This is a genomic window from Demequina phytophila, from assembly GCF_000971135.1.
Taxonomy (GTDB): domain Bacteria; phylum Actinomycetota; class Actinomycetes; order Actinomycetales; family Demequinaceae; genus Demequina; species Demequina phytophila.
On sequence record NZ_BBLW01000005.1, the window covers coordinates 52,297 to 76,737 of the forward strand.

At 72.3% G+C, this 24,441-nt stretch carries 26 protein-coding genes and 1 tRNA gene; 22 read left to right on the forward strand and 5 right to left on the reverse strand.

Going from position 1 to position 24,441, the window contains the following annotated elements:
* Positions 1-24: 24 nt before the first annotated feature.
* Positions 25-402 carry an OsmC family protein gene (locus tag AOM01_RS08750; RefSeq protein ID WP_062292038.1) on the forward strand — a complete coding sequence of 126 codons (378 nt, stop codon included), beginning with the start codon at positions 25-27 and terminating at the stop codon, positions 400-402.
* 24 nt (positions 403-426) lie between these two features.
* On the opposite strand, the gene AOM01_RS08755 is transcribed toward AOM01_RS08750, so the two are convergent.
* Positions 427-807 carry a hypothetical protein gene (locus AOM01_RS08755; protein WP_156155911.1) on the reverse strand — a complete coding sequence of 127 codons (381 nt, stop codon included), beginning with the start codon at positions 805-807 and terminating at the stop codon, positions 427-429.
* Between the two features lie 207 nt (positions 808-1,014).
* Between AOM01_RS08755 and AOM01_RS14615 the strand changes: the two genes are divergently transcribed.
* From AOM01_RS14615 to AOM01_RS08770, 4 genes are all read left to right on the forward strand, one after another.
* Positions 1,015-1,158: a GPGG-motif small membrane protein gene (locus AOM01_RS14615; RefSeq protein ID WP_169746539.1), complete on the forward strand. Its 144-nt coding sequence runs from the start codon at positions 1,015-1,017 to the stop codon at positions 1,156-1,158.
* 115 nt (positions 1,159-1,273) lie between these two features.
* Positions 1,274-1,358 (forward strand) — tRNA-Leu (locus AOM01_RS08760).
* A gap of 157 nt (positions 1,359-1,515) precedes the next feature.
* On the forward strand, positions 1,516-2,916 hold the full coding sequence (locus tag AOM01_RS08765) for an ArnT family glycosyltransferase (RefSeq protein WP_062292043.1): 1,401 nt from the start codon (positions 1,516-1,518) through the stop codon (positions 2,914-2,916).
* Positions 2,917-2,963: 47 nt separating this feature from the next.
* Positions 2,964-4,262: a M20/M25/M40 family metallo-hydrolase gene (locus AOM01_RS08770; RefSeq protein WP_062292045.1), complete on the forward strand. Its 1,299-nt coding sequence runs from the start codon at positions 2,964-2,966 to the stop codon at positions 4,260-4,262.
* A gap of 14 nt (positions 4,263-4,276) precedes the next feature.
* Here the strand turns inward: AOM01_RS08770 and AOM01_RS08775 are convergent, their stop codons facing one another.
* Entirely contained in the window at positions 4,277-4,534 is a 258-nt protein-coding gene (locus tag AOM01_RS08775) for a DUF5703 family protein (protein ID WP_228374263.1), read from the reverse strand.
* Positions 4,535-4,576: 42 nt separating this feature from the next.
* Here AOM01_RS08775 and AOM01_RS08780 point away from each other — a divergent pair, with 42 nt between their 5' ends.
* Positions 4,577-4,900 carry a hypothetical protein gene (locus AOM01_RS08780; protein WP_062292048.1) on the forward strand — a complete coding sequence of 108 codons (324 nt, stop codon included), beginning with the start codon at positions 4,577-4,579 and terminating at the stop codon, positions 4,898-4,900.
* A 73-nt stretch (positions 4,901-4,973) separates the two neighbouring features.
* Here AOM01_RS08780 and AOM01_RS08785 read toward each other — a convergent pair whose 3' ends face one another.
* Entirely contained in the window at positions 4,974-5,936 is a 963-nt protein-coding gene (locus AOM01_RS08785) for an aldo/keto reductase (protein WP_062292050.1), read from the reverse strand.
* Between the two features lie 67 nt (positions 5,937-6,003).
* Here AOM01_RS08785 and AOM01_RS08790 point away from each other — a divergent pair, with 67 nt between their 5' ends.
* On the forward strand, positions 6,004-6,864 hold the full coding sequence (locus AOM01_RS08790; protein WP_062292052.1) for an undecaprenyl-diphosphate phosphatase: 861 nt from the start codon (positions 6,004-6,006) through the stop codon (positions 6,862-6,864).
* Between the two features lie 48 nt (positions 6,865-6,912).
* Here the strand turns inward: AOM01_RS08790 and AOM01_RS08795 are convergent, their stop codons facing one another.
* Entirely contained in the window at positions 6,913-7,779 is an 867-nt protein-coding gene (locus AOM01_RS08795; protein ID WP_062292056.1) for a PAC2 family protein, read from the reverse strand.
* Positions 7,780-7,803: 24 nt separating this feature from the next.
* On the opposite strand from AOM01_RS08795, the gene AOM01_RS08800 reads away from it, so the two are divergent.
* Complete coding sequence (locus AOM01_RS08800; RefSeq protein ID WP_062292062.1) at positions 7,804-8,493, forward strand: HAD family hydrolase; 690 nt, start codon at positions 7,804-7,806, stop codon at positions 8,491-8,493.
* Between the two features lie 101 nt (positions 8,494-8,594).
* On the opposite strand, the gene AOM01_RS08805 is transcribed toward AOM01_RS08800, so the two are convergent.
* The gene (locus AOM01_RS08805) at positions 8,595-9,428 is read right to left on the reverse strand and encodes a RecB family exonuclease (protein WP_062292068.1); all 834 of its coding nucleotides are present in this window, start codon (positions 9,426-9,428) and stop codon (positions 8,595-8,597) included.
* Between the two features lie 113 nt (positions 9,429-9,541).
* Here AOM01_RS08805 and AOM01_RS08810 point away from each other — a divergent pair, with 113 nt between their 5' ends.
* The 14 genes from AOM01_RS08810 to AOM01_RS08875 all read left to right on the forward strand — a co-directional run bounded on the left by AOM01_RS08810 (position 9,542) and on the right by AOM01_RS08875 (position 24,422).
* Positions 9,542-10,657 (forward strand): site-2 protease family protein, encoded by a 1,116-nt coding sequence (locus AOM01_RS08810; protein ID WP_062292073.1) that lies wholly within the window; start codon positions 9,542-9,544, stop codon positions 10,655-10,657.
* 83 nt (positions 10,658-10,740) lie between these two features.
* On the forward strand, positions 10,741-11,760 hold the full coding sequence (locus tag AOM01_RS08815; RefSeq protein WP_062292075.1) for a tRNA (adenine-N1)-methyltransferase: 1,020 nt from the start codon (positions 10,741-10,743) through the stop codon (positions 11,758-11,760).
* A complete protein-coding gene (gene arc, locus AOM01_RS08820; protein ID WP_062292078.1) occupies positions 11,760-13,169 on the forward strand; it encodes a proteasome ATPase in 1,410 nt (469 codons plus the stop codon). The genes AOM01_RS08815 and arc overlap by 1 nt, the downstream gene beginning before the upstream one ends.
* A 1-nt stretch (position 13,170) precedes the next feature.
* A complete protein-coding gene (gene dop, locus AOM01_RS08825; RefSeq protein WP_062292080.1) occupies positions 13,171-14,685 on the forward strand; it encodes a depupylase/deamidase Dop in 1,515 nt (504 codons plus the stop codon).
* A 10-nt stretch (positions 14,686-14,695) separates the two neighbouring features.
* Complete coding sequence (locus tag AOM01_RS08830) at positions 14,696-14,884, forward strand: ubiquitin-like protein Pup (protein ID WP_062292083.1); 189 nt, start codon at positions 14,696-14,698, stop codon at positions 14,882-14,884.
* A gap of 19 nt (positions 14,885-14,903) precedes the next feature.
* Entirely contained in the window at positions 14,904-16,313 is a 1,410-nt protein-coding gene (gene pafA, locus AOM01_RS08835) for a Pup--protein ligase (RefSeq protein WP_062292087.1), read from the forward strand.
* Between the two features lie 40 nt (positions 16,314-16,353).
* Entirely contained in the window at positions 16,354-17,277 is a 924-nt protein-coding gene (locus AOM01_RS08840) for an FKBP-type peptidyl-prolyl cis-trans isomerase (RefSeq protein ID WP_062292089.1), read from the forward strand.
* Positions 17,277-18,047, forward strand: a complete 771-nt coding sequence (gene hisF / locus AOM01_RS08845) for an imidazole glycerol phosphate synthase subunit HisF (RefSeq protein ID WP_062292093.1) — start codon at positions 17,277-17,279, stop codon at positions 18,045-18,047. The genes AOM01_RS08840 and hisF overlap by 1 nt, the downstream gene beginning before the upstream one ends.
* Entirely contained in the window at positions 18,044-19,912 is a 1,869-nt protein-coding gene (locus AOM01_RS08850; RefSeq protein ID WP_062292095.1) for an ABC transporter ATP-binding protein, read from the forward strand. Before hisF ends, AOM01_RS08850 begins: the two co-directional genes overlap by 4 nt.
* Complete coding sequence (locus tag AOM01_RS08855) at positions 19,909-21,684, forward strand: ABC transporter ATP-binding protein (protein ID WP_062292097.1); 1,776 nt, start codon at positions 19,909-19,911, stop codon at positions 21,682-21,684. The genes AOM01_RS08850 and AOM01_RS08855 overlap by 4 nt, the downstream gene beginning before the upstream one ends.
* A gap of 124 nt (positions 21,685-21,808) precedes the next feature.
* Positions 21,809-22,195, forward strand: coding sequence for a hypothetical protein (locus tag AOM01_RS08860; protein WP_062292100.1), 387 nt, complete (start codon positions 21,809-21,811; stop codon positions 22,193-22,195).
* Between the two features lie 45 nt (positions 22,196-22,240).
* Positions 22,241-22,609, forward strand: a complete 369-nt coding sequence (hisI, locus tag AOM01_RS08865; protein WP_062292103.1) for a phosphoribosyl-AMP cyclohydrolase — start codon at positions 22,241-22,243, stop codon at positions 22,607-22,609.
* Complete coding sequence (locus AOM01_RS08870) at positions 22,606-24,153, forward strand: anthranilate synthase component I (protein WP_062292106.1); 1,548 nt, start codon at positions 22,606-22,608, stop codon at positions 24,151-24,153. Before hisI ends, AOM01_RS08870 begins: the two co-directional genes overlap by 4 nt.
* A gap of 32 nt (positions 24,154-24,185) precedes the next feature.
* Entirely contained in the window at positions 24,186-24,422 is a 237-nt protein-coding gene (locus AOM01_RS08875) for an HGxxPAAW family protein (protein WP_062292107.1), read from the forward strand.
* Positions 24,423-24,441: the final 19 nt, after the last annotated feature.

Consider the following 24,441-nt stretch of genomic DNA (forward strand, 5'->3'; position numbering starts at 1 on the left):
GCATGCTGGAGGCGGAGGTGCGGCATGAGCGACGTGACCGCGAGGGCGGGGGCGGGCACGCTCGCGATCACCGGCGGCCTCGACTGGGGGGACGGGCGCACCACCGTGGAGACGCGCTTCACCGGCATGCACCTCACCCACCTGGCCATCGCGGGATGCGTGCTCAACGACACGTACCGCGAGGCGGCCGCGCTCGGGATCCAGGTCGACGGCGTGCGCGTCGAGGTGCGCGGGGCGTTCGACATGGCGGCCGTCACGTTCGGCCCGGTGGACTACACGCTCGTGATCGACGCGCCCGAGCCTCGTGAACGGATCGCCGAGCTCGAGAGGCGCGTCGAGTCCGTCGCGGAGGTCCCGCAGGCGCTCGCGCGCTCGCTCGCGGTACGCAAGGTCGACGGCTGACGGGTGGTGCGGCCGCCGTCCGCGCTACGCGACGGCAGATGCCGCGGGCGCCGGGGTGACCAGGTGCCGCACGGTTGCGAGCAGCCACTTCACGCCGATCACGGAGGCGAGCGCCACCACGGCGACGGTCGACCCCGTCACGAGCGCCCACACGAGCGCGCCGACCGCGACCACGCTGAGTGCCGCGCCGGCCCGGTGGTACCAGCGCTTGCGCGCGGCGTCGGACTCCCACGACTCCGTGGAGCCGCCCGCGCACGCGCCGATCCCGAGCACGAACACCAGCCCCGCCGTGGTGCGGGCCGAGCCCACGAACGGCCAGTCGAGCCCGTTGACATGCGCCCACGTCAGCGCCGCCGACCCGCCCACGAGGACGGTCGCGAGGACATCCCTGCTCGACGCGATCATGATCAACCCCCTTGCCTCGAGCCGTGCTCCGGGGACCTGCTTCCACGCTACGCGCGGGCACCCCTGCCGCGAGGGCCCAAGGTCCCCGACAGCGGCCCCCGGCCGAAGCATCGTCCTACGCGGCGGGAATACCTGGGACGTCACCGGAGGTTGACACAGGCGCAACCCGGGTACGCACGCACATTGAAGAAGAAAGGCAGCATCGAAATGGAATTCCTCCTGTGGATTCTCGCCGTGATCCTCGTCGTCTTCGGCATCGTCCGGCTCATCCAGAAGCAGATCCTCTGGGGCATCGTGCTCATCGTCGTCGGACTGCTGGTGGGCCCGGGAGGCGTCAGCATCTTCACATGACGCGGGATCACTAAGTTTTCTCGGTGATCCGCACCCCGATGGCAAATCGGCGTCTCCGGACCGTGCTACAGTTCTTCTCGCGCTGAGGCGCTCGGAAGAGCATCTCGGACCACCTGTCCGGGTGGCGGAATTGGCAGACGCGCTAGCTTGAGGTGCTAGTGCCCGTATAGGGCGTGGGGGTTCAAGTCCCCCCTCGGACACCGAACAGAAGGCCCCGACCATGAGGTCGGGGCCTTCTGCGTTCCCCCGTGGCGCCACCACGGAGCGTGCCCGTGAGCCGTGCACGAACCGGACGGAACCGCCGATACGATGCGACCAACGCGCCCCACCGGGGCGCCTCGGAGGCAGGGAGCGCGGGTGGCAGGCACGACGACGCGGAAGGCACCGTTGCCGTCCGAGTGGCTGGGCCTCGCCGAGGAGTGGGCCGCGGGCTTCCGCGACTCGCGTCGCTCGCGCCTGGGAGTCCTCGCGCTCTACCTGGCGGTCGCCGCCGCGATCGTCATCCCCGTGGTCCTCGGACCCGGCACCGCGATGTCGCGCATCGACGAACCCACCCACGCCGACTACGCCTGGCGTGCCGCGCACCTCGAGATCCCCTACGCCGGATCGATCATCGCGCCCGAGATCCGCGAGATCTGGGCCTGCGTGGGGCAGGAGCGCTACGAGCTTCCGGACTGCGGCGCCGATGCCGACGCGTGGGAGTTCCCCTACGAGGGCCAGCAGTACAACTTCTCGCACCCGCCGCTGTACTACCTCGCCGTGGGCCTGCCCGCACGCGCGGTCGACGCGCTCATCCCCGCGGCCGACTTCGTCACGGCCGCGCGCCTGCTCGGCGTCCTGTGGCTCGGGCTGGGCATGTTCGTGATGTTCGTGGCGCTGCGCCGCTGGCGCGTGGACCCCGCCGCGGCGATCATCGCCCCCCTGCTCCTGCCCGCATTCCCGCGCGTCCTCCATGCGGTGACCACGGTCAACCCGGACGCCGCGTCGGTGGTGATCGGCGCATCGGCCGTCTGGCTGGCCGCCCGGATCTTTGTCGACGACGACGCACCCTGGTGGCTCGCGGCCCTCCTCGCCGGCGTCGCGGGTATGACCAAGACCATCGCCGCGATCCCGTTCATCGCGCTCGGCGCGCTGCTGACGTTCCGCATGCTCCGCGACTGGCGCCGCTCGCGCCCGCGCGGCCACGACCTCGCTATCGTCGGCGGCATGGCCGGTGCGATCCTCGTGCCGTACCTCATGTGGCAGGGATGGCAGGGGACACGCGGAGACCCGAACTGGCAGAACCCGCTGGTGGGCCTCAACACGCGCGACGTGCTCGGGCTGCCGGGATCCGAGTGGCTCGAGACCGCGTTCAGCGGCCTCAACCTCGCCTCGGACTACTACCTTCAGGAGCCGCTCGACGTCGCGATCATGATCTCGTGGACGCGGCTGCTCAACTTCCTCGTGATCGGCGCGATCTTCGCCGTGATCGTCGCGTGCGCCAAGGAGCCGGCGCGCCGCGCGCTCGGCTGGATGGTGCTCGCCGGCACCGTCCTGTACCCGACGGTGGTGCAGATCCAGGCGTACCTCAACACCGCGGTCCCGCAGTACTTCCCCAACGTCACAGGACGGTACGGGCTCGCCCTCATCCCGGGCGCGGTCGCGTGCATGGTGATCGCGGCCTGGAAGGCGGGCTTCCGGCGGCTCATCTACGTGCTGGCGGTCGCGGGCCTGGTGGTGCTCGGCATCGTGATCGTGAACGGCTGGCGGGTCATCTAGCCGGGACGATGCAGGGGCCGGGCACGCGGGGCCGCTAGCCTGGCCGCATGACCGAGTCCGACGTGGTGCGCCTCGCGCGCGACCTCATGCGCATCGACACCTCCAACTACGGCGACGCCGAGGGCCCGGGGGAGCGCGCGGCGGCCGAGTACGTCGCCGCGTACCTGTCGGACCTGGGACTCGAGCCCGTCATCCGCGAGGCGGAGCCCGGCCGGGCGTCGCTCACGGCGTTGTGGGAGGGCGTCGACCGCACGCGTCCGCCGCTGGTGCTGCACGGCCACCTCGACGTGGTGCCCGCGTTCCCCGAGGACTGGACGGTCGACCCGTTCGGCGCCGAGGTCAAGGACGGCATGATCTGGGGCCGCGGCGCGGTCGACATGAAGGGCGTCGACGCGATGTACCTCGCGGCGATCGGCCGCATGATCGCGGCGGGCGTGAAGCCGGCACGCGACATCGTCATCGCGTTCTTCGCGGACGAGGAGCACGGCGGCCACCGCGGCGCGAAGTGGATGGTCGAGAACCACCCCGACGACTTCCGCGGCGCCACCGAGGCCGTGTCCGAGGTCGGAGGCTTCTCGATCCAGGTCGCCGGCAAGCGCGTCTACCTGTTCCAGACGGGGGAGAAGGGCATGCAGTGGCTGCGGCTCGCCGCCTCCGGCGTGCAGGGCCACGGCTCGCTGGTGCACCACGACAACGCGGTCGCACACCTGGGCGGGGCGATGGCGCGCATCGGCGCGTACGAGTGGCCCATGGAGATCTCGCCCACGTCCGAGCACCTGCTGCGCGGCACCGCCGACCTGCTGGGCGTCGCATACGCAGAGGACCCTGCCACGGTCGACACGCTCATCGCCGGCCTCGGCGCCGTCGGACGCATGGTCGAGGCGTCGCTTCGCAACACCTCGAACCCGACCATGATGGACGCCGGATACAAGGTGAACGTCATCCCCGACACCGCCGGCGGGTTCGTCGACTCGCGGTTCCTCCACGGCCAGCAGGAGCAGGTGCTGCGCCAGATCGAGGAGCTCGCCGGGACGCACGTCAAGGTCGAGCAGTACATCACCGAGGCGTCGATCGAGCTGCCGTTCGACGTGCCGCTGGTGCACAAGGCCATCGAGGCGGTCACGTACGACGACCCCGAGGCGATCGTGCTGCCGTACACGATGATGGGCGGCACCGACAACAAGCACCTCGCGACCATCGGCATCGCGGGTTACGGCTTCGCGCCGCTGCGCCTGCCCCCCGAGCTCGACTTCCCGGGCCTCTTCCACGGCATCGACGAGCGCGTGCCCATCGACTCGCTCGAGTTCGGCACCGAGGTGATGGTGCGGTTCCTCACCGACTGCTGAGCCGCGGCGGCTCGTTAGGCCGCGTCGTCCGTCCGGCGGACGTTCATGATGCGGCGGCGCAACCACACGCGGCGCGCGCCGCCGATGAAGGTCTGCGAGCGGATGAGGTCCCACCGGCCGTACTCCGCCTGCTCCGTGAGCAGGGCGCGGGCCTCCGCTCGCGTGATCTCGCGCGGGATGTCCACCACCCTCCAGTCGAAGCGCGAGTCCGCCGGGACGGACGTGCGTCGAGGGGTGATGATGTGGGCGGTCCTGCGTGCGTCGTGGTTCATCTCGCCTCCCATTCAACCTGTTCCGCGGGTAACGTCATAGCCATGGATTCCCAGGCGCACGAGGCGCTGAGGCTGTTGATCGCGGCGTACGAGGAGCACCTCGCCGCCGTCCTCGCCCGTCGCGGCGACGCGGACGTGGCCGTCGACGATGCATACGACTCTCTCGCGGACGCCTTCGACCGGTACGAGGCCGTGCTCGACGTCGAGTACGGGGAGACGCTGCCGATGCTGCTCGACGACCTCGAGATGGAGGACGCGGGCGACGCCGAGGACGAGGACCCGGACGAGGATGACAGCCTCGACCCGCATGCCGGCGAGGACGAGGACGCGCTCGACGACGACCTGGACGACTTCCAGCTGCGCTGAACGGGCGCGGGGCCGGGGAGGGCCTCGCCGCGCGCGCACGTTCCCCGGGCTCGGAGGATCGTGCGCGCCGTGATCACCGGCGCTCCGGGTATCCCAGGTCGATCGCGGAGACCTCGTCGAGGGCGTCCACGATGGCGGGCGGCAGCTTGAGGGTCGCGGCCGCCAACGACGGGAGCAGCTGCTCCGCGGTCCGCGCCCCGACCACGGCGGTGGCGACGAAGGGCCGCGCGAGCACCCACGCGAGCGCCGTCTCCTGAGGTGTGACCCCGAGTCCCTCGGACGCGATCGCCAGCGCCTCGACGATCGAACCGGCACGGTCGTCGAGGTACGGCTCGACGAACCCGGCCAGGTGCTCGGAGGCCGCGCGCGAGTCCGCGGGGATCGCCGCGCGGTACTTGCCGGTGAGCACGCCTCGTCCCAGCGGCGACCACGCCATCACGCCCAGCCCGAGCGCCTGCGCGGCGGGCACCACCTCGCGCTCGATGCCACGCTGCAGCAGCGAGTACTCGACCTGCGTGGTCGCGAGCGTGGGGCGCCGGTCCGCGAGCGTCGCCATGCGGGCGGTCGCCCAGCCGGGGTAGTTCGACACGCCCACGTAGCGGGCGCGACCGGAGTTGACGGCGATCTCGAGCGCGTGGAGCGTCTCGTCGAGCGGCGTGCCCGCGTCGTACTGGTGCACCAGCCACACGTCGACGTGGTCGGTGCCGAGCCGTGCGAGCGACGTGTCGAGCGTGTCGAGCATGGTGTCGCGGGACGCGTCGACCATGCCGCCGTGGGCGGTGCGCCGGATGCCGGCCTTGGTGCAGATCTGCACGTCGGTGCGCGAGACGGACCCGCCGATCATGCGCCCGATCAGCTCCTCGGAGCCGCCGTCCGCGTACGAGGCCGCGGTGTCGAGGAGCGTGCCGCCCGCGTCGAGGAAGGCGTCGAGCTGGCCGCCCGCCTCCTCCGCGTCCGTGTCGCGGCTCCACGTCATGGTCCCGAGCGCCAGGCGCGACACCTCGAGACCCGTGGTGCCGATCCGTGCGCGCTGCATGGGGGTGACGCTACCGAAGGTCGGCGGCGTCACCGGCGCGCAACACGCGGGCACTAAGGTTGCCGCCATGGGTTGGTGGGAAGCGGTCATCCTCGGGCTGGTGCAGGGACTCACGGAGTTCCTGCCGATCTCCTCGAGCGCACACATCCGCGTCATCGGCGCGCTGCTGCCGCACGGCGAGGACCCGGGTGCCGCCTTCACGGCGATCATCCAGATCGGCACCGAGGCGGCCGTGGTGCTCTACTTCTGGAAGGACATCACCCGCATCATCGCGGCGTGGTTCCGCGCGCTGTTCGGGCGCGACGGCTCCGACTGGAAGGCGCGCATGGGCGCGCACCACGCGGACGCGCGCATGGGCTGGTGGGTGATCCTCGGGTCGTTCCCCATCGTGATCCTGGGCGTGCTGTTCAAGGACACCATCGAGACCAGCCTGCGCAACCTCTACATCACCGTCGTGGTGCTCGCCGGCTTCGCGTGCGTGCTGTGGATCGCTGACCGGATCGGTGCGAAGCGCCGCAACCTCGACGACATCACCATCAAGGACGCGGTCCTGCTGGGCTTCGCGCAGGCGATGGCCCTCATCCCCGGCGTCTCCCGCTCGGGCGGCACCATCACCATGGGACTGTTCCTGGGCATGACGCGCGAGGCCGCGGCCCGCGTCTCGTTCCTTCTCGCGATCCCCGCGGTCCTGGGGTCCGGCTTCTTCGAGCTGTTCACCGAGTGGGACACGCTCGGCGCGCCCGGCTCGCCCGGCTTCCTCAACACGGCGATCGCGACGGTGGTCGCGTTCGGCGTCGGCTACGCCGTGATCGTGTGGTTCCTCAAGCTCGTCTCGACGCATAGCTACACGCCGTTCGTGATCTACCGGATCGCCGCCTCCGGCGCGATCCTGGGCCTGCTCACCGCCGGCGCGATCAGCGCGACCTGACCCGCGCATCGTCCCGCAGGAGGTGGTGAGGGACGATGCGGCGGTCGCCTACGCCTTCCCGTTGCCGAGGTCGCGGCGGCGGAGGAACTTCTCGAACTCCGCGGCGATCGCGTCGCCCGACGCCTCGGGCAGGCTCGTCTCGTCCATGACGGACTCGAGCTGCTCGACGTGCGCGGCGATCTCCTCGTCCTCGTCGGTGAGCTCGTCGGCGCCCGCCTGCCAGGCGTCGACCTCGTCGGGCAGCTCGCCCAGCTCGATCGGCTCGCCCAGGAAGCGCTCGAGCTGCGACAGGATCGACACGGTGGCCTTGGGGCTCGGCGGGTGCGCGATGTAGTGCGGCACCCCGACCCACACGGAGATCACGGTGATGCCGCGCAGCGCGGCCTCGTGGCCCAGCACGCCGAGCACGCCGGTCGGGCCCTCGTAGTCCGAGCGCTCGAGGTCGAACGCCTCGCGTGCGCGCGCGTCCTCGCTGGTGACGAACGTGGGGAGCGGCCTTGTGTGCGGGGCGTCGACCAGCAGCGCACCGCACGTGATGAGGGTCTTGACGTCGAGGTCCTCCGCGTAGTCGAGGATCTCGCGGCAGAACCGCCGCCACCGCATCGACGGCTCGATGCCGCGCACCAGGGCGATCTCGCGGTCGCCCACCCACGGGCCGTTCGCGGTGGAGATGACGGTGCCCGGCCAGGACACCACGCGCTCGCCGCCCGCGAGCGTCTGGATGCTCGGGCGGCTCACCTGGAAGTCGTGGTACTCCTCGGGATCGAGCGCCGCATACTCGCGTGCCTCCCACGCGGTCGCGAGGTGGTCGAGCGCGGATGACGCGGCCGAGCCGGCGTCGTTCCATCCCTCGAACGCCGCGATCATCACGGACTGGTCGGCGGCCAGGGCTACGGGGTCGCTCTCGGCTGTCATTGCGCCAGCCTAGACTGGCGCCATATGAATGAGAAGGCGACGCTCCCGGCCGCCGTGCTGTGGGACATGGACGGCACGCTCATCGATTCGGAGCCCTACTGGATCGGCGCCGAGATCGAGCTCGCGAGGAAGTTCGGCGTCGGCTGGACGCACCAGGACGGTCTGCAGCTGGTGGGCAATCCGCTGTCGGTGAGCGCGCAGATCATGATCGACCGCGGCGTCGCGCTCGACCCGGACGAGATCATCACCTACCTGGTGGGGCGCGTGACGGCCCAGGTGCGCCAGCGCACCCCGTGGATGGACGATGCCCGGGCCCTGCTGGACGCCGTGGTGTCCGCGGGCATCCCGTGCGCGCTGGTGACGATGTCCTACGCGATGCTGGCCGAGGCGTTCGTGTCGCGCGCGCCCGACGCGTTCGCCGTGGTGGTGACGGGAGACGAGGTCACGCACGGCAAGCCGCACCCCGAGCCGTACCTCACCGCCGCGGCACGCCTCGGCGTCGACATCCGCGACTGCGTCGCGATCGAGGACTCTCCCGCGGGCGTGGGCTCTGCGCTGGCGTCGGGGGCGGCGACGGTGGGCGTGCGTCGACTGGTGCCCATGGAGCCCCGCCCGGGGCTGAGCCGGGTGCGCTCGCTTGCGGGGCTCGACGTGTCCGCGCTGGGACGGATCCTCGCGGGGGAGACGGTCGATCAGCTCGGGGCCGACGTCTGACGTCGCTCAGTTCCCCGCAGGAGCAGCAAACTTTCAGAAAGCGTCGCTGAGTTCCCCGCAGCGCGTGCGGGTGGGGTACGGATGCGGGCGGGAGCGACGCGTCAGGCCGTCGCGGGGCGGACGCCCAGGGCGCGCTCGACCGCGTCGGGGTCGAGCGGGAGCTCGGTGCCGCCGAACTCGGGGCACTGCGCCTGGAAGCTGCACCACCCGCACAGCGCGGACCGGCGGGTGCGGAAGCGTCCCGCCTCCGCGGCGGCCGTGATCTCGGCCCAGATCTCGCGGATCTCGTGCTCGATCCGGGCGATGTCGTCGCCGGTGGGGCGGATCTCGAGGCGACCGCCGTCCTTGAGGAACAGCAGCTGCAGCAGCGCGGGACGCCGCGCGCGCAGCCGCTCGACCACCAGCGCGTAGAAGCGCATCTGGAAGCGCTCCTTCTTCTCGCCGTAGCGGGGGTCGGGCGTCTTGCCGGTCTTGTAGTCGACGATCCGGATGGAGCCGTCGGGCGCGATGTCGATCCGGTCGATGATCCCGCGCAGCAGCGGTCCGTCCTCGAGCTGCAGCTCGACGAACTCCTCGCGTCCCGCGGGCTCGAGGCGCTGGGGGTTCTCGAGCTCGAAGTAGGTGGCGAGGCGCGCGCGGCCGTCCGCGAGCCACGCGGCCTCGGCGGAGGCGTCGGCGTGCAGCTCCGCGAGGTCCGGCTGCTTCTCCAGCATCGCGCGCCACTGGGGCTCGAGGCGGTCCTGCGCGGCGCCCACGGTGCGCTCGCGCGGCGGGAGGTCGTACAGCTTCTCGAGCACCGCGTGGACCAGGGTGCCCAGCGTCGCGGCCGCGGACGGCGCCTCCGGCAGGCGGTCCACCGTGCGGTAGCGGAACAGCAGCGGGCACTGCTGGAAGTCACCGGCGCGGGAGGGCGAGAGGGCGGGCGGTCGAGGCATGCGACCACCCTAGGGCCATGCTCCGACAGGCACCCCGCCATCCCCAGGCGGGACGCGGCGGGACGGCGCGCGGCTCACCGGACCCCCCGGCCGCGCCCACTACCGTGGTCCCCATGAGCCAGCCCCCGACCCGCGCCCGCAAGCCCCGCGGCATCACGCTCGGACGCGTCCTCGGCGCGCGCATCGTCCTCATGCCGTCGACCATCGTGATGGCGCTCATCCTCGCGGTGTTCTACGCGGCGGACGAGGACGGCTTCAGCCGGCAGGGCTTCTCGATCGGCCTCGCGGTGGCGCTCCTGCTGTTCGTGTCCGTCTTCCTCCACGAGCTCGCCCACACCGCCGCCGCGCGCGGGTTCAAGCGCGAGGTCGACGAGATCGTGCTGACGTTCTTCGGCGGGCACACGCAGTTCCGCAGCGCGGACCCGCGCCCGCTCGAGATCGGCGTGATCGCCGCCGCCGGCCCGCTCACCAACGCCGTCATCGGCGCGCTGGCCCTCGCGGCCGCGGGCGCGCTCGACGGCATGGCCGCCCGCATCGTCCTGTACGCGGGCGCGCTCAACCTCATCCTCGCGGGCTTCAACGCGCTGCCCGGCTCGCCGCTGGACGGCGGACGCGTGGTCAACGCGATCGTGTGGGCGATCTCCGGCGACCGCTGGAAGGGCCACCGGTGGGCGGCCCAGGGCGGGCGCATCGTCGCCATCGGCGTGATCGTCGTCGCGGTGGGTGTGCCGTTCCTCCGCGGCGGCCAGGTCGACATCGTCGCCGCGATCTGGGCGATGTTCCTCTTCTCCGTGATCTGGCCCGCGGCCAGCGCGGAGCTGCGCGCGGCCACCGTGCTGGGCAGGCGCGAGAACGTCACCGCGCTGTCGCTCGCCGCACCCGCCGTCGGCATCCCCTACGACGCCACGGTCGCGCAGGCGCGCGAGATCGCCGCGCGCGCCCAGGCACGCGAGGTGGTGGTGCTCGCCGCCGATGGCCAGGCGGCCGGGCACTTCCCGGTCGCGCTCACCGAGGCCGTGCCGGAGGAGGCGCGCGCCGAGACCCGGCTCGTGTCGGTCACCATGCCGCTCGTGCGGGGCGCCCAGATCCCCGCCGCGGCGACGGGGGAGCGACTCGTCGAAGCCGTGGTGCCGTGGTTCGGCCGCACGGACGTCCTGGTGGTCGTCGACGAGGACGGGCTGCCCGTCGGCGTGGCCAAGCTGGAGGAGATCCGCGAGGCCCTCAGCTGAGGAGCGACGATGCCCGGGGGACCGGGCGCGAGGGGTCCGGTCGGGCCGTCGGCGGCCCCCGACCCGCGCCCTAGACTGGCCGCATGACCCACACCTCCGAGCCCGTCGGCGCGTCCGAGCGCAGGGGCCCGCTCCGTGCCGGCGACCGCGTCCAGCTGACCGACGCCAAGGGCCGCCACCACACCATCATCCTCACGCCCGGCAAGCAGTTCCACACGCACCGCGGCCTGTTCCACCACGACGACGTCATCGGCCAGCCCGAGGGCACGGTGGTGACCAACACCGCCGGCTTCGACTACCTGGTGCTTCGTCCGCTGCTGAGCGACTTCGTGCTGTCGATGCCGCGCGGCGCCGCCGTCGTGTACCCCAAGGACGCCGGGCAGATCGTGCAGATGGCCGACATCTATCCGGGCGCCCGCGTGGTCGAGGCTGGCGTGGGCTCCGGCGCGCTCACCATGTCGCTGCTGCGCGCCGTCGGCGATCAGGGTCGCCTGGTGAGCATCGAGCGCCGCGAGGACTTCGCGGACATCGCCCGCGCCAACGTCGTGTCGCACTTCGGAGGCGCGCACCCCGCGTGGCGCCTCGAGATCGGCGACTTCGCCGACCGCGTGGGCGACGCGTTCGAGCCGGGCACCGTCGACCGCATCATCCTCGACATGCTCGCGCCGTGGGAGAACATCGACGCGGCGGCCGATGCGCTGGCCCCGGGCGGCGTGTTCCTCGCGTACGTCGCGACCACCACGCAGCTGTCCCGCCTCGCGGAGGACCTCCGCGAGCACGGCGGCTACACCGAGCCGCGCGCCTGGGAGTCGATGGTGCGCACGTGGCACCTCGAGGGCCTCGCGGTGCGCCCCGATCACCGCATGATCGGGCACACCGGCTTCCTGCTCACCGCGCGCCGCATGGCGCCCGGCGTCGAGCCGCCGCGCCGCACCCGCCGTCCCGCCAAGGGCTCGTACCCGACGACCGACGGCGAGTGGAGCCCCGAGGACGTCGGGGAGCGTCCGGTGAGCGAGAAGAAGATCCGCAAGGTACGCCGCGACGCGATCGCGGCGGCGCCGCACGGCGACGCGTCGTCCGTCGAGACCCCAGGGGAGGAGTGATGGTGGCCGAGGCCCAGGACCTGATCGCGCGCCTCGAGCGCCAGAACAACGAGCTCCAGCGGCTCCTCACGCTCGCGCGCGACCAGATCGGCGAGATGCGCGAGAAGCTCGCCGAGGCGTCGCAGCCGCCGCAGACGTTCGCCACGTTCGTCGAGTGGTCGGGCCGCCATGCGGACGTGGTGGCGAGCGGTCGCCGCCTGCGCGTCGCCGTGCTTCCCACCCTCGAGGCGGACCTGAACCCCGGCGACGAGGTGCTGCTCAACGCCATGTCCGTGGTGGTCGACGTCGCCAAACCCGACCGCACGGGCCAGGCCGCGATCGTGCGCGAGGTCGTGGACGAGGACCGCCTGCTCGTGGTGTCCCGCGGCGAGGACGAGCGCGTCGTCACGCTCGTCGGCGGCGACGCCGCGCGCCGCGTGCACGAGGGCGACACCGTCATCATCGACCCTCGCACGGGCTTCGCGACCGAGAAGGTCGAGCGCACCGGCGTCGAGGCGCTCCTGCTCGAGGAGGTGCCCGACATCGACTACGCGTCGATCGGCGGCCTCACCCCGCAGATCGAGCGCATCCGCGACGCGATCGAGCTTCCCCTGGTCCACCCCGAGCTGTACCGCGAGCACGCGCTGCGGCCCCCGCGCGGCCTGCTGCTGTACGGCCCGCCCGGCTGCGGCAAGACCCTCATCGCGAAGGCCGTCGCGCACTCGCTGGCGGACGCGGTGGGCGCGGACCGTTCCTACTTCCTGTCCGTCAAGGGCCCCGAGCTGCTCAACAAGTACGTGGGCGAGACCGAGCGCTACATCCGCACGATCTTCGAGCGCGCCCGCGCGAAGGCGCACTCGGGCGCCCCTGTGGTGGTGTTCTTCGACGAGATGGACGCGCTCTTCCGTGCCCGCGGCTCGGGCGTGAGCTCCGACATGGAGACCACGATCGTCCCGCAGCTGCTCACCGAGCTCGACGGCGTCGAGGCGCTGGGCAACGTCATCGTGATCGGCGCCTCGAACCGCGAGGACATGATCGACCCCGCGATCCTGCGCCCCGGCCGCCTCGACGTGAAGATCGAGATCTCGCGCCCCAGCCCCGAGGCGACGGCGGACATCTTCGGCAAGTACCTCACCGCGTCCCTGCCGCTCGCGCAGGCCGAGCTCGACGCGCACGGAGGCGACCGCGACGCCACGGCGCGCGCGCTCATCGACGCCGGCGTGGGCCGCATCTTCGCGCACGCCGACGCGTCGCGTCACGTCTCCGGCGCCGTGGTCCGCAACGTGGTCGACCGGGCCAAGACGGCCGCGATCAAGGGCGTGGTCGCCGGCCACGCGCGGGGCCTCACGCGCGCGCACCTCGAGCACGCCGCGGACCAGGAGCTCGCCGAGGCGCGCGCCGTCGCCGCGGGCACCCTCGCGGGGGAGTGACGTGCGGGTCGTCGGCATCGAGACCGAGTACGGCATCGTCGACCCCGCCGAGCCTCGCGCCAACCCGATCCTGCTGTCCTCGCGCCTCGTGACGGCGTGCCGGGCGTGGGCGGGGGAGCGCACCAGCCGGTGGGACTACGGCGGCGAGGACCCGCTGCAGGACCAGCGCGGCTTCCGCCGCTCCCGGATGGGCGCCTCCGCCGACCTCCTCACGGACGCGGCCGAGTTCGATGCGACGGCCGGCAGGGTCACCCTGCGTCGTCGCCGCGGCTCGTGGGAGGACCCGGCCCACCTCAACGCGGTGCTCGCCAACGGCGCCCGCTTCTACGTCGACCACGCCCACCCCGAGTACAGCGGGCCCGAGGTCACCGGCGCGCGCGACGCGGTGATCTGGGACCGCGCGGGCGACGCGATCGCGCTCGCCGCGGCCGTGCGCTACGCCGAGGACGAGGACGGTGCCGTCCACCTCTACAAGAACAACGTGGACGGCAAGGGTGCCTCGTATGGCACTCACGAGAACTTCCTGGTCGCCCGCGCAGTCGCGTTCGACGACCTCGCCCGCCGCCTCACCCCCCACCTGGTGACCCGTCAGGTGTACACGGGCGCCGGCCGCGTGGGCCTGGGCCAGTTCGGCGAGGAGCCCGGCTTCCAGCTGTCGCAGCGCGCCGACTACATGGAGGCGGAGGTGGGCCTCGAGACCACCCTGCGCCGGCCCATCGTCAACACCCGCGACGAGCCGCACGCCACGCGCGACAAGTACCGCCGCCTGCACGTCATCATCGGCGACGCGAACCTGTTCGACGTCGCGACGTTCCTCAAGATCGGCACCACGTCGCTGGTGCTCGCCGCCATCGAGGCGGAGGACGAGCGCCTCGACGAGCTCGAGCTCGCCCATCCCGTGGAGGCCGTGCAGGAGGTGTCGCGGGACGTCTCGCTGCGCCGCCGCATCGTCCTCGCCTCCGGCGAGACCGCCACGGCCCTCGAGGTCCAGCGCGCCCTGCTCGAGATCTGCCGCACCTACGCGACGGACGCGGGCGACGCCGCCGTGCTCGCCCGCTGGGAGGGCGTGCTCGAGAGGCTCGGCGCGGACCTCTTCAGCGCGGCCCGAGAGGTCGAGTGGGTCGCCAAGCTCCAACTGCTGGGCAGGCTCCGGTCGCGGCACGCCTCGGAGACCCGCCCGGACGGGCTGCCGTGGGACGATGCGCGGCTCGCCGCGGCGGACCTCCAGTGGAGCCGCCTCGGGGACGGGTGGGCGACGCGGCTCGCGGACGCCGGCCAGGTCGAGCGGCTCGCGACGGACGACGAGGTCGCCGCCGCGGCGACCAGGGCGCCCCAGGACACCCGCGCGCGCCTGCGCGGAGGCATCGTCGCCGCGCGTCCCGACCTGGTCGACGCGGCCGGCTGGTCCACCGTGGTGCTGGACCGCGAGACCGACCACGGGCACCTCGAGGTGGTGCATCTGGACGAGCCCGGCGCGGCGCGTCACCCCCTCCTCGACGCCCTGATCGACGGATAGACTCGCGAGCATGGCCCAGCTCAACGCGCAAGGACAGCCCTACGAGGACGACGCCCCCGAGCCGGAGGCGCCCGCGCCCGCCGCGGGGGCGACCGCCTCGAGCGACGCGCTCGACGACCTCCTCGCGGAGATCGACGGGTCGCTGCAGGTCAACGCCGAGCAGTTCGTGCGGTCCTTCGTCCAGAAGGGCGGCCAGTAGTCCGCTTGGACTGCCCACCATGCTCTCCACCGACATCCCGCCGCCGCTCGACGTCGACCCCTCCCGCCGCATCTTCGGGCTCGAGACCGAGTTCGGCCTGCACCTCGACACCGGCGCCGCGCGCCCGGTCACGCCCGAGGAGGTCGCCGGCCACCTGTTCCACTCCGTGGTGCAGTGGGGCCGCTCCTCCAACGTGTTCCTGCCCAACGCGTCGCGCCTGTACATCGACGTGGGCGCGCACCCCGAGTACGCGACCGCGGAATGCGACACCCTCACCGACCTGATCGCGCTCGACAAGGCCGGCGAGCGCATCGTCCACGACCTCGTGGCCGGGGGAGAGCAGCGCCTGCGCGACGCGGGCGTCGACGGCACCATCCACCTCTACAAGAACAACACCGATTCCGCGGGCAACAGCTACGGCTGCCACGAGAACTACCTGGTGCGCCGCCGTGCCGACTTCAAGGCGTTCGCGTCCGCGCTGCTGCCGTTCCTGGTGACCAGGCAGATCGTCACCGGCGCCGGGACCATCACGCGCACCCCGTCAGGCGCGCACTTCAGCTTCTCGCCGCGCGCGGACCACATGTGGGAGGGCCTCAGCTCCGCGACCACCCGGTCGCGCCCCATGATCAACACCCGCGACGAGCCGCACGCGAACGCCGAGCTCTACCGGCGCATGCACGTGATCGTGGGGGACTCCACCATGGCCGAGCCCACCACGCTGCTCAAGATGGGCGCGACCGACCTGGTGCTGCGCCTCATGGAGGCGCGCGTGGTGCTGCCCGAGCTCACGCTCGCGCGCGAGATGCAGGCCATCCGCGACGTCGCGCACGACCTCACCGGGGCCGCGACCGTGGAGCTCGCCGACGGGCGCCGGCTCACCGCGGTCGAGGTGCAGCAGGCGTACATCGACCTGGTGCGCTCGCACCTCGGCGGCGTGATCGAGCCCACCGACGAGGTCGACCGGATCCTCGACCTGTGGCAGCGCGGCGTCGACGCGGTCCGGACCCAGGACTTCTCCGGGATCGAGACCGAGCTCGACTGGGCCATCAAGCACCGCCTCGTGATGCGCTATCGCGAGCGGCTGGGCTGCGACCTCGACGACGCACGCCTGGCGCGCCTCGAGCTCGCGTTCCACGACGTCTCGCCCGAGCGCGGCGTCTTCTACCGGCTCCAGCAGCAGGGCCTGGCCCGGCGCATCGTGTCCGACGCCGACATCGAGCGCGCGATGACCACCGCGCCCCAGACCACGCGGGCCCGCCTGCGCGGCGAGTTCGTCACCAAGGCGCTCGCCTCGGGGCGTGACTTCACCGTGGACTGGGTCCATCTGAAGATCGCGGGATCCTCCGGCACGACGGTCCTGCTCAAGGACCCGTTCCGGACCGAGGACGCCCGCGTCGACGCCCTTCTCGAGGCCCTCGACCCCGCCTGACCGGCCGTAGACTTCTACGGTCCCGAAAGGAATCCCCCTCATGCGTCGTCTCGTCGTGCTCGCGCTCGCCCTGGTGCCCCTGGCGCTCGCGGCGTGCACCGCCGCGCCCTCCGAGACCGACCCGAGCGTGTCGCCCTCCGGCGACATCTCCGACATCGTCATCGGCGGCTCCGACACCCTCGCGCCGTCGCTCGAGTTCACGCCCGGTCTCGACTACGCCGAGGAGCAGTCGACCGTGGTGTGGGACGGCGACGGCGAGTACCTGCAGGACGGCGAGCCGCTGCTCCTCGACATCTACGGCGCGTCGCTCGACGACGGCACCACGCTCATCAACACCTACGACGGCCTGCCGCGGTCCTTCCTGCTCGCCCCCGAGGTGGTGGGCGAGGAGATCTACGACCGCCTCATGGACGTCCGCGTGGGCGCCCGCCTGCTCGTGGTCGCGCCGCCCGGGTTCGAGTCGGAGGCGGAGGAGCCCATCGCGATGGTGATCGACGTGCTGCCCGACCACGCGGTCGGCACCGAGGTCGCCGCGAGCCCCGACCTGCCCGAGGTCAGCAGGGACAAGACCACCGGCGAGCCCTCGGTGACGATCCCGAAGAAGAAGGCGCCCACCGACCTCCAGGTCGCGACCCTGATCCAGGGCACCGGGCCGCAGGTGAAGGAGGGGTCCTACCTCTCCGTCAACTACACCGCCTGGTACTGGGCCGACGGCAAGGACGAGGACGGCAGCTGGAAGAGGGGCGACGTGCTCGACTCGTCGTGGCCCGTCGAGGCCGCGCCGTTCGAGCTGCAGATCGGGTCAGGCCAGGTCATCCGCGGCCTCGACGAGGGTCTGCTCGACCAGACCGCCGGCTCCCAGGTCGAGCTCGTGGTGCCCGCGAGTTACGGCTACGCCGCGAAGGGCACGCTCGTGTTCGTCGTGGACATCCTCGACGTGTTCAACCCGGAAGGAGGCGCCTGATGGGTGTCGCCGTGCGTGTGATCCCGTGCCTCGACGTCGACGCGGGGCGCGTGGTCAAGGGCGTCAACTTCGAGAACCTGCGCGACGCGGGCGACCCCGTCGAGCTCGCCGCCGCCTACGGCGCCGCGGGTGCCGACGAGGTGACGTTCCTCGACGTCACCGCGTCCTCCGGCAACCGCGAGACCACCTACGACGTGGTGCGCCGCACCGCGGAGCAGGTGTTCGTGCCGCTCACCGTCGGCGGCGGCGTGCGCGCGCCCGAGGACGTCGACCGGCTGCTGCGCGCCGGCGCGGACAAGGTGGGCGTCAACACCGCCGCCATCGCGCGGCCTGAGCTCATCTCCGAGATCGCGCGCCGGTTCGGCAACCAGGTGCTGGTGCTGTCCGTCGATGCGCGGCGCGTGCGCGACGGCGTCGCGACGCCGTCCGGCTTCGAGGTCACCACTCACGGCGGACGCCAGGGCACAGGGATCGACGCCGTCGAGTGGGCGCGCCGCGGCGCGGAGCTCGGCGCGGGCGAGATTCTGCTCAACTCGATGGACGCCGACGGCACCACCGACGGCTTCGACCTCGAGATGCTGGCGCGCGTGCGCGACGTGGTCGACGTGCCGCTGATCGCCTCGGGCGGCGCGGGCACCGTGGAGCACTTCGTCTCCGCTGCCCTGGCCGGCGCCGACGCCGTGCTCGCGGCATCGGTGTTCCACTTCGGCACGCTCACGATCCAGGAGGTCAAGGACGCGATGCGCGCGGCAGGGGTCGAGGTTCGATGACGTCACGCGACCAGGCGCGCCGGTACGAGGTCTCCGGCCGCTTCACCAGGAAGGCTGCCCAGCTGCTGATCCACGCGGTACGTGAGCAGCCCTGGCAGTTCGGCATCGCCGTCGCCGCCGCGGCGGCGTTCAGCCTGCTCACCGTGCTGTTCGGCACCTTGCTCGGCGACGTCACGGACCAGGTGGTCATCCCCGCCGCCGCGGGCGAGCCCATCCAGGGCTACTGGGGCGAGCGCACGCAGGACCCCAAGACCGCGATCTGGCTGGTCGGCGGCGCGTTCGTGCTCATCGGCCTCGCCAACGCGGTGCTGGTCGGCATGCGCCGGACCGTGCAGGGCTTCGGCGTCGCCGGGGTCGGCGCGAGCCACCGCCGGGTGGTGGCCGATGCGCTGGCGTCGTTGCCGCTCGGCTGGCACCGGTCGAACCCGTCGGGACGCATGCTGTCCGCGATGTCCTCGGACTCGGAGACCGCGACGTCCCCGCTGCACCCGTTCGCGTTCACCGTCGGATCGTTCGTCATGATGATCGCCGCCGGCTGGTCGATGTGGCGCATGGACCCGTGGCTGGCGATCACGGGCCTCGCGGTGGTGCCCATCATCTTCGCCATCAACGTGGTCTACGAGAAGGTCATCACGCCGCGCTGGGACCTGGGCCAGAGCCTGCGCGCCGACGTCGCCACGATCGCCCACGAGAGCTTCGAGGGCGGCACCGTCGTCAAGGCGCTCGGCGCCGAGGACCGCGAGACGGCCCGCTTCGCGCGCGCCGCGAACGACCTGCGCGACGCCGATACGCGCGTGGGCCACACCTCCGCATGGTTCGAGCCCCTCATGGACGTGATCGTGCCGCTCGGCGCCGTCTCCCTCATGGTCGTCGGCGCGGTCCGCGCGTCCGCGGGTGCGGTGTCGGTCGGCGACGTCGTGTCCGCGATCTACCTCGTCACACTCATGGCGGTGCCCATCCGAGGGCTCGGCTGGGTGCTCGGCCAGATGCCGCAGGCGCTGGTCGCGTTCACCCGCATCGGCGACATCGCCCGCGCTGCGACCGAGGTCGACGAGCCCGGCCACACCGAGATCGCCACCGTCGGCGCCGGCGGCGTGCGCTTCGACAACGCGTCCATCGCCGCTGATGACGGCGACGGTGAGCTGGCTGTCATCCTCCACGACGTCTCGCTCGAGCTGCGCCCCGGCACCGTCACCGCGCTCGTGGGATCCACCGGTTCGGGCAAGTCCACGGTCGCGCTGGCGGCCGCCCGTCTCGCGCGCCCCTCCACGGGCTCCGTCACCCTCGACGGCACGGAGCTCGAGGCGATCGCGCGGCTCGGCGACCATGTCGCGCTGGTGCCTCAGACGGCTTTCGTGTTCGCCGGCACCGTCCGCGACAACGTCACGCTCGGCGCCGACTTCACGGACGACGAGGTGTGGGACTCCCTGCGCCGCGCGAACGTCGTCGACGTGGTCGAGCGGCTCGCGCGCGACGGCGGCACGGGCCTCGACGCCGTGCTCGCCGAACGCGGCATGAACCTCTCGGGCGGCCAACGCCAGCGCCTCGCGCTCGCCCGCGCGCTCGTGCGCCGGCCGCGCGTGCTCGTGCTCGACGACGCGACCAGCGCCGTCGACCCGCGGGTCGAGCGGGAGATCCTCACCGGGCTGGCGGGCGAGGACGGCCCGACCGTCCTCGTCATCGCCTACCGGTTGGCGTCGATCCTGCTGGCCGACCACATCGTCCACGTCGACCGCGGCCGCGTGGTCGACGCCGGCGCGCACGCGGACCTGATCACGCGCGACGCCGGCTACCGCGAGCTGGTGCTCGCCTACGAGGAGGACTCCCGCCGTCAGGCCGAGGAGCAGGCGGGATACGTGGGATGAACGAGCAGATGACCATGCGCCGGCTGTTCCGGCGCGGCCTCGAGCTGAGCCCGGAGTTCCGCAAGGGCCTGGGCGTGACCCTGACCCTGGCGGCGATCGCCGCGTCCGGGCGCGCGGCCACGCCGTTCCTCACCCAGCGCGTCACCGACCTGGGCCTGCTCGCGCCCGGCGGGGTCGACATCGGCCTCGTCGCCGCCTACGCGGCCGGCGGCGCCGTGGTGCTCCTCATCGCCGCCTCGCTGTCGTACGTGGTGCGCCGGCGCATGGTGACCGCCGCGGAGGCGGGCCTCGCCACGCTGCGCATCCGCGCGTTCGGCAAGGTCCACGAACTGTCGGTGCTCACGCAGAACGAGGAGCAGCGCGGCCGCTACGTGTCGCGCGTCACGGGCGACGTCGAGACCATGCGCGACCTCATGCAGTGGACCGGCGCGGCCATGATCATCTCGGCCATGGAGGCAGCGGTGGTCTTCGCCGTGATGCTCGCCTACTCGTGGCAGCTCGCGCTCATCGTGCTCGCCGCGTTCGTGCCGATGTCGCTCACGCTCGCATGGATCCAGCCCCGCATCAGCGAGGCCTTCTCCCGTGTGCGCGGCCGCATGGCCGATCTCATGGGCCGCACGTCCGAGCAGCTCGTCGGCGTCTCGACCATCCGGGCGTACGGCGTCCAGCAGCGCATGCGCGACCAGCTGGGCGGCGACATCGACGCGATCCTCGCGGCCGAGAAGCGCGCCTCGATGCTCGCGTCGGTGACGTTCTCGTCGACCGCGTTCGGCCAGTCGCTCGCGACCGGCATCGCGCTCGTCGGGGGCACGCACCTCGCGCTGGCAGGCGAGATCAGCGTGGGCACCGTGGTCGCGTTCGCGTTCCTCGTGTACATGTTCGCCGGCCCGCTCATGTGGATCATCGAGATGCTCGCGGAGATGCAGCGCGCGCTCGTCGGCTGGCGGCGCGTGGTCGAGCTCGTCGACGAGGAGATCACCATCCCCGACCCCGGCGAGGACGGCACCGCCATCCCGCACGGCCGCGGCGATCTCGCCATGGACGGGATCCGTCTCACCTACCCGGGCGGGCCCGAGGTGCTCAAGGGCATCGACCTGCACCTGCCCGCGGGCAAGCGCCTCGCTCTCGTCGGCACCACCGGCTCGGGCAAGACCTCGCTCGCTCGCCTCATGTCCCGCTTCTTCGACCCCACCGAGGGCACCGTCCAGGTGGGCGGAGTCGACCTGCGCGAGGTGCCCATGGGCTCGCTGCGCAGGTCCGTCGCGGTGGTGCCCCAGGAGGGCTTCCTCTTCGACGGCTCGGTGCTCTCGAACCTGCACTACGCGGTGCCCGACGCGGACTCGGACGAGCTCCGGAGCCGCGCCAACGCCGCGTTCGAGTCGCTCGGCCTCGAGGGCTGGGTCAAGACGCTGCCGCACGGCCTCGAGACCCACGTGGGCCCGCGCGGCGAGCTGCTCTCGGCGGGCGAGCGGCAGCTGGTCTCGATCGCGCGGGCCTACCTGCGCGACCCCGACCTGTTGATCCTCGACGAGGCGACGTCCGCCGTGGACCCGGCGACGGAGGTGCGCATCTCGCGCGCGCTCGAGTCGCTCATGCAGGGCCGCACCGCCGTGGTGATCGCGCACCGCCTGTCGACCGCCGAGCGCGCCGACATCGTCGGCGTGATGGAGCACGGCGAGCTCATCGAGCTCGGCCACCACGACGAGCTGGTCGCGGCAGGCGGCACCTACGCCGGCCTCCACGAGGCCTGGGTGACGCAGACGCGGGACTGAACCGGCGCATCGTCCCTCCTCCGTGTGGGACAACTCACGTCGTGTCGCTCTGGCGCGAGGGGACGATGCGGTGGTGAGATCGGTGCGGGCGCCCGGCCGGGCGCGGGCCGGGTGAGGAGCAGCAGTGGCGGAGTCGTTGGCAGCGAGCGTGCGGGGGTTGCGCATCGAGGCGTTCGAGGCGCATCTCGCGCGGTTGGAGACCCTGACCGTGCGCGAGCTCGTCGCGCTGTCCAAGGCGCGCCGCCTGGGGCTCACCGAGGTGTTCGACGTGCTCGCCGACACCGACTTCCTGGTGGGCGACTGGCACCCGGCGTGGCGCGAGGCGCACGAGACGGTGCGGCGCGTGTGCGCGGAGCGCGGCCTCGACGGGCTTCCGATCGTGTGCGACGCGGCCGCGGACGCCGCCGCATGCCAGGCGCTCGCGCGGCTGTTCGGCTCCGACGTGGGCATCGACATCCACGTCAAGCTGTCCGAGCCGTGGCGGTTCGTGATGGAGCGCGGCGCGCGCTGAGCCCCGTGCGCGCCGGCGCGGTGGCGGCGTGGAAGGATGGTCCGCATGCCGCTCGACGCTGACATCGCTGCGCGCCTCAAGCGCGACCCCGCCGGACTCGTCTGCGCCGTGGTGCAGCAGCACGACACCCGCGAGGTCCTCATGGTCGCGTGGATGAACGACGACGCGCTCCACGAGACCCTCACCACGGGCAGGGCCGTGTACTGGAGCCGCTCGCGTCAGGAGCTGTGGCGCAAGGGCGACACCTCCGGCAACGTCCAGCGCGTGGTGCGCGCCAGCCTCGACTGCGACGGCGATGCGCTGCTGCTCGAGGTCGACCAGCGAGGCCCCGCCTGCCACACCGGCACCCGCACGTGCTTCGAGGCCGGGGGAGACCTGGGCGCCGTGAACGGGCTCGCCGAGGCGACCCCGTGACCGCCGCACGCGTCGAGTGGGGCCAGACCTGGCCGACGCTCGGCGGGTTCGTCGACCTGGGCCGCTCGCACCGGGTGGTGCCGGTGGTCCGTCGGCTGCTCGCGGACTCCCTCACGCCCGTGGCGGTCTATCGCGCGCTGGCGCAGGAGCGGGCAGGCACCTTCATCCTGGAGTCCGCGGAGCCCGATGGCTCCCGCGCCCGCTTCTCGTTCGTGGGGGTGCGCTCGCGCGCGATGCTCACCGTGGACGGGGACGATGCGCGGTGGAGCGGGGACGTGCCCGTGGGCCTCGCGGACGGCGCGCCGCTCCCGGCGATCGCGCAGGTGCTCCAGGAGATGCGCTCGGAGGCGATCGAGGGGCTCCCGCCGCTCACGGGCGGCATGGTCGGGGTGCTCGGCTGGGACATCATCCGCCAGTGGGAGCCCACGCTGCCCATGAAGGCGCCCCGCGAGATCGACGTGCCCGACGTGCTGCTGCTGCTCGCCACGGACATCGCGGCCATCGACCACCGCGACGGCTCGGTGTGGCTCATCGCGAACGCGGTCAACGCGGACGCGCAGGAGGCCGGCATCGAGAACGCCTACGCGGACGCCGTGGCGCGGCTCGACCGCATGCAGCGCGACCTCGCCGCCGCCGCACCGGGTCCGGTGTCCGTGCTCGACGACGGCGCGGACCCGGAGGTGACCCAGCGCAGCGCGCCGGGGGAGTACGAGGCCGCGGTCGCGTTCGCCAAGGAGGCGATCCGCGACGGCGAGGTGTTCCAGATGGTGCCCTCGCAGCGCTTCGACGTGCCCTGCGAGGCGAGCCCGCTCGAGGTGTACCGCGTGCTGCGCACCCTCAACCCGAGCCCGTACATGTACTACTTCCAGCTCGAGGACGACCGCGGCCGCGAGTTCGCCGTGGTGGGCGCGAGCCCCGAGTCGCTATGCACCGTCAAGGACGGCCGCGTGTCGACCTTCCCGATCGCGGGCTCGCGCCCGCGCGGCGCCACGCCCGCCGAGGACCGCGCCCTCCAGGAGGAGCTGCTCGCGGACCCCAAGGAGGTGGCCGAGCACGTCATGCTGGTCGACCTCGCGCGCAACGACCTGGTCAAGGTGTGCGAGCCCACCTCGGTCGAGGTGGTCGAGTTCATGACCGTCAACCGCTACTCGCACATCATGCACATCTGCTCGACGGTGGTCGGCACGCTCGAGGCGCCCCACGGCGCGCTCGACGCCTTCACCGCCGTGTTCCCTGCCGGCACCCTCTCGGGCGCCCCGAAGCCCCGCGCCATCGCGCTGATCGACGAGATCGAGCCCACGCGCCGCGCGTTCTACGGCGGCGCGGTCGGGTATCTCGACTTCGCGGGGAACATGGACATGGCGATCGCGATCCGCACCGCGCTGATCGAGGACGGGACCGCGCACGTGCAGGCCGGCGCCGGCATCGTCGCCGACTCGGTACCCGCCACCGAGGACGCCGAGACCAAGCACAAGGCGGCCGCGATGATCCGCGCGATCGCCACCGCATCGCGCCTGGTCGAGCCGCGCGCTTCGCTAGACTGACGCCCATTCCACGAGTCCCCGAGGAGAACCCCATGTCGAGCGTGCACCTGGAGCCGCAGGACCTTCCCGAGATCGCCCCCCACAACCACGGCCGCACCACCGCCGCCTGGGTGACCAACTGGGGCCTGGTGATCGCCGCGCTGCTCATGTCGGTGGGCATCGCGATCCCGGTGCACCCGCTCACGTTCGTCGGCATCGGCGTGGCCGTCGTGTCGCTCGCCGCCGGCGCCGCGTTGCGGGCGCTCGGCCACGGCCAGCCGCTCTCCTAGGCACCTTGTGCCGTAATTT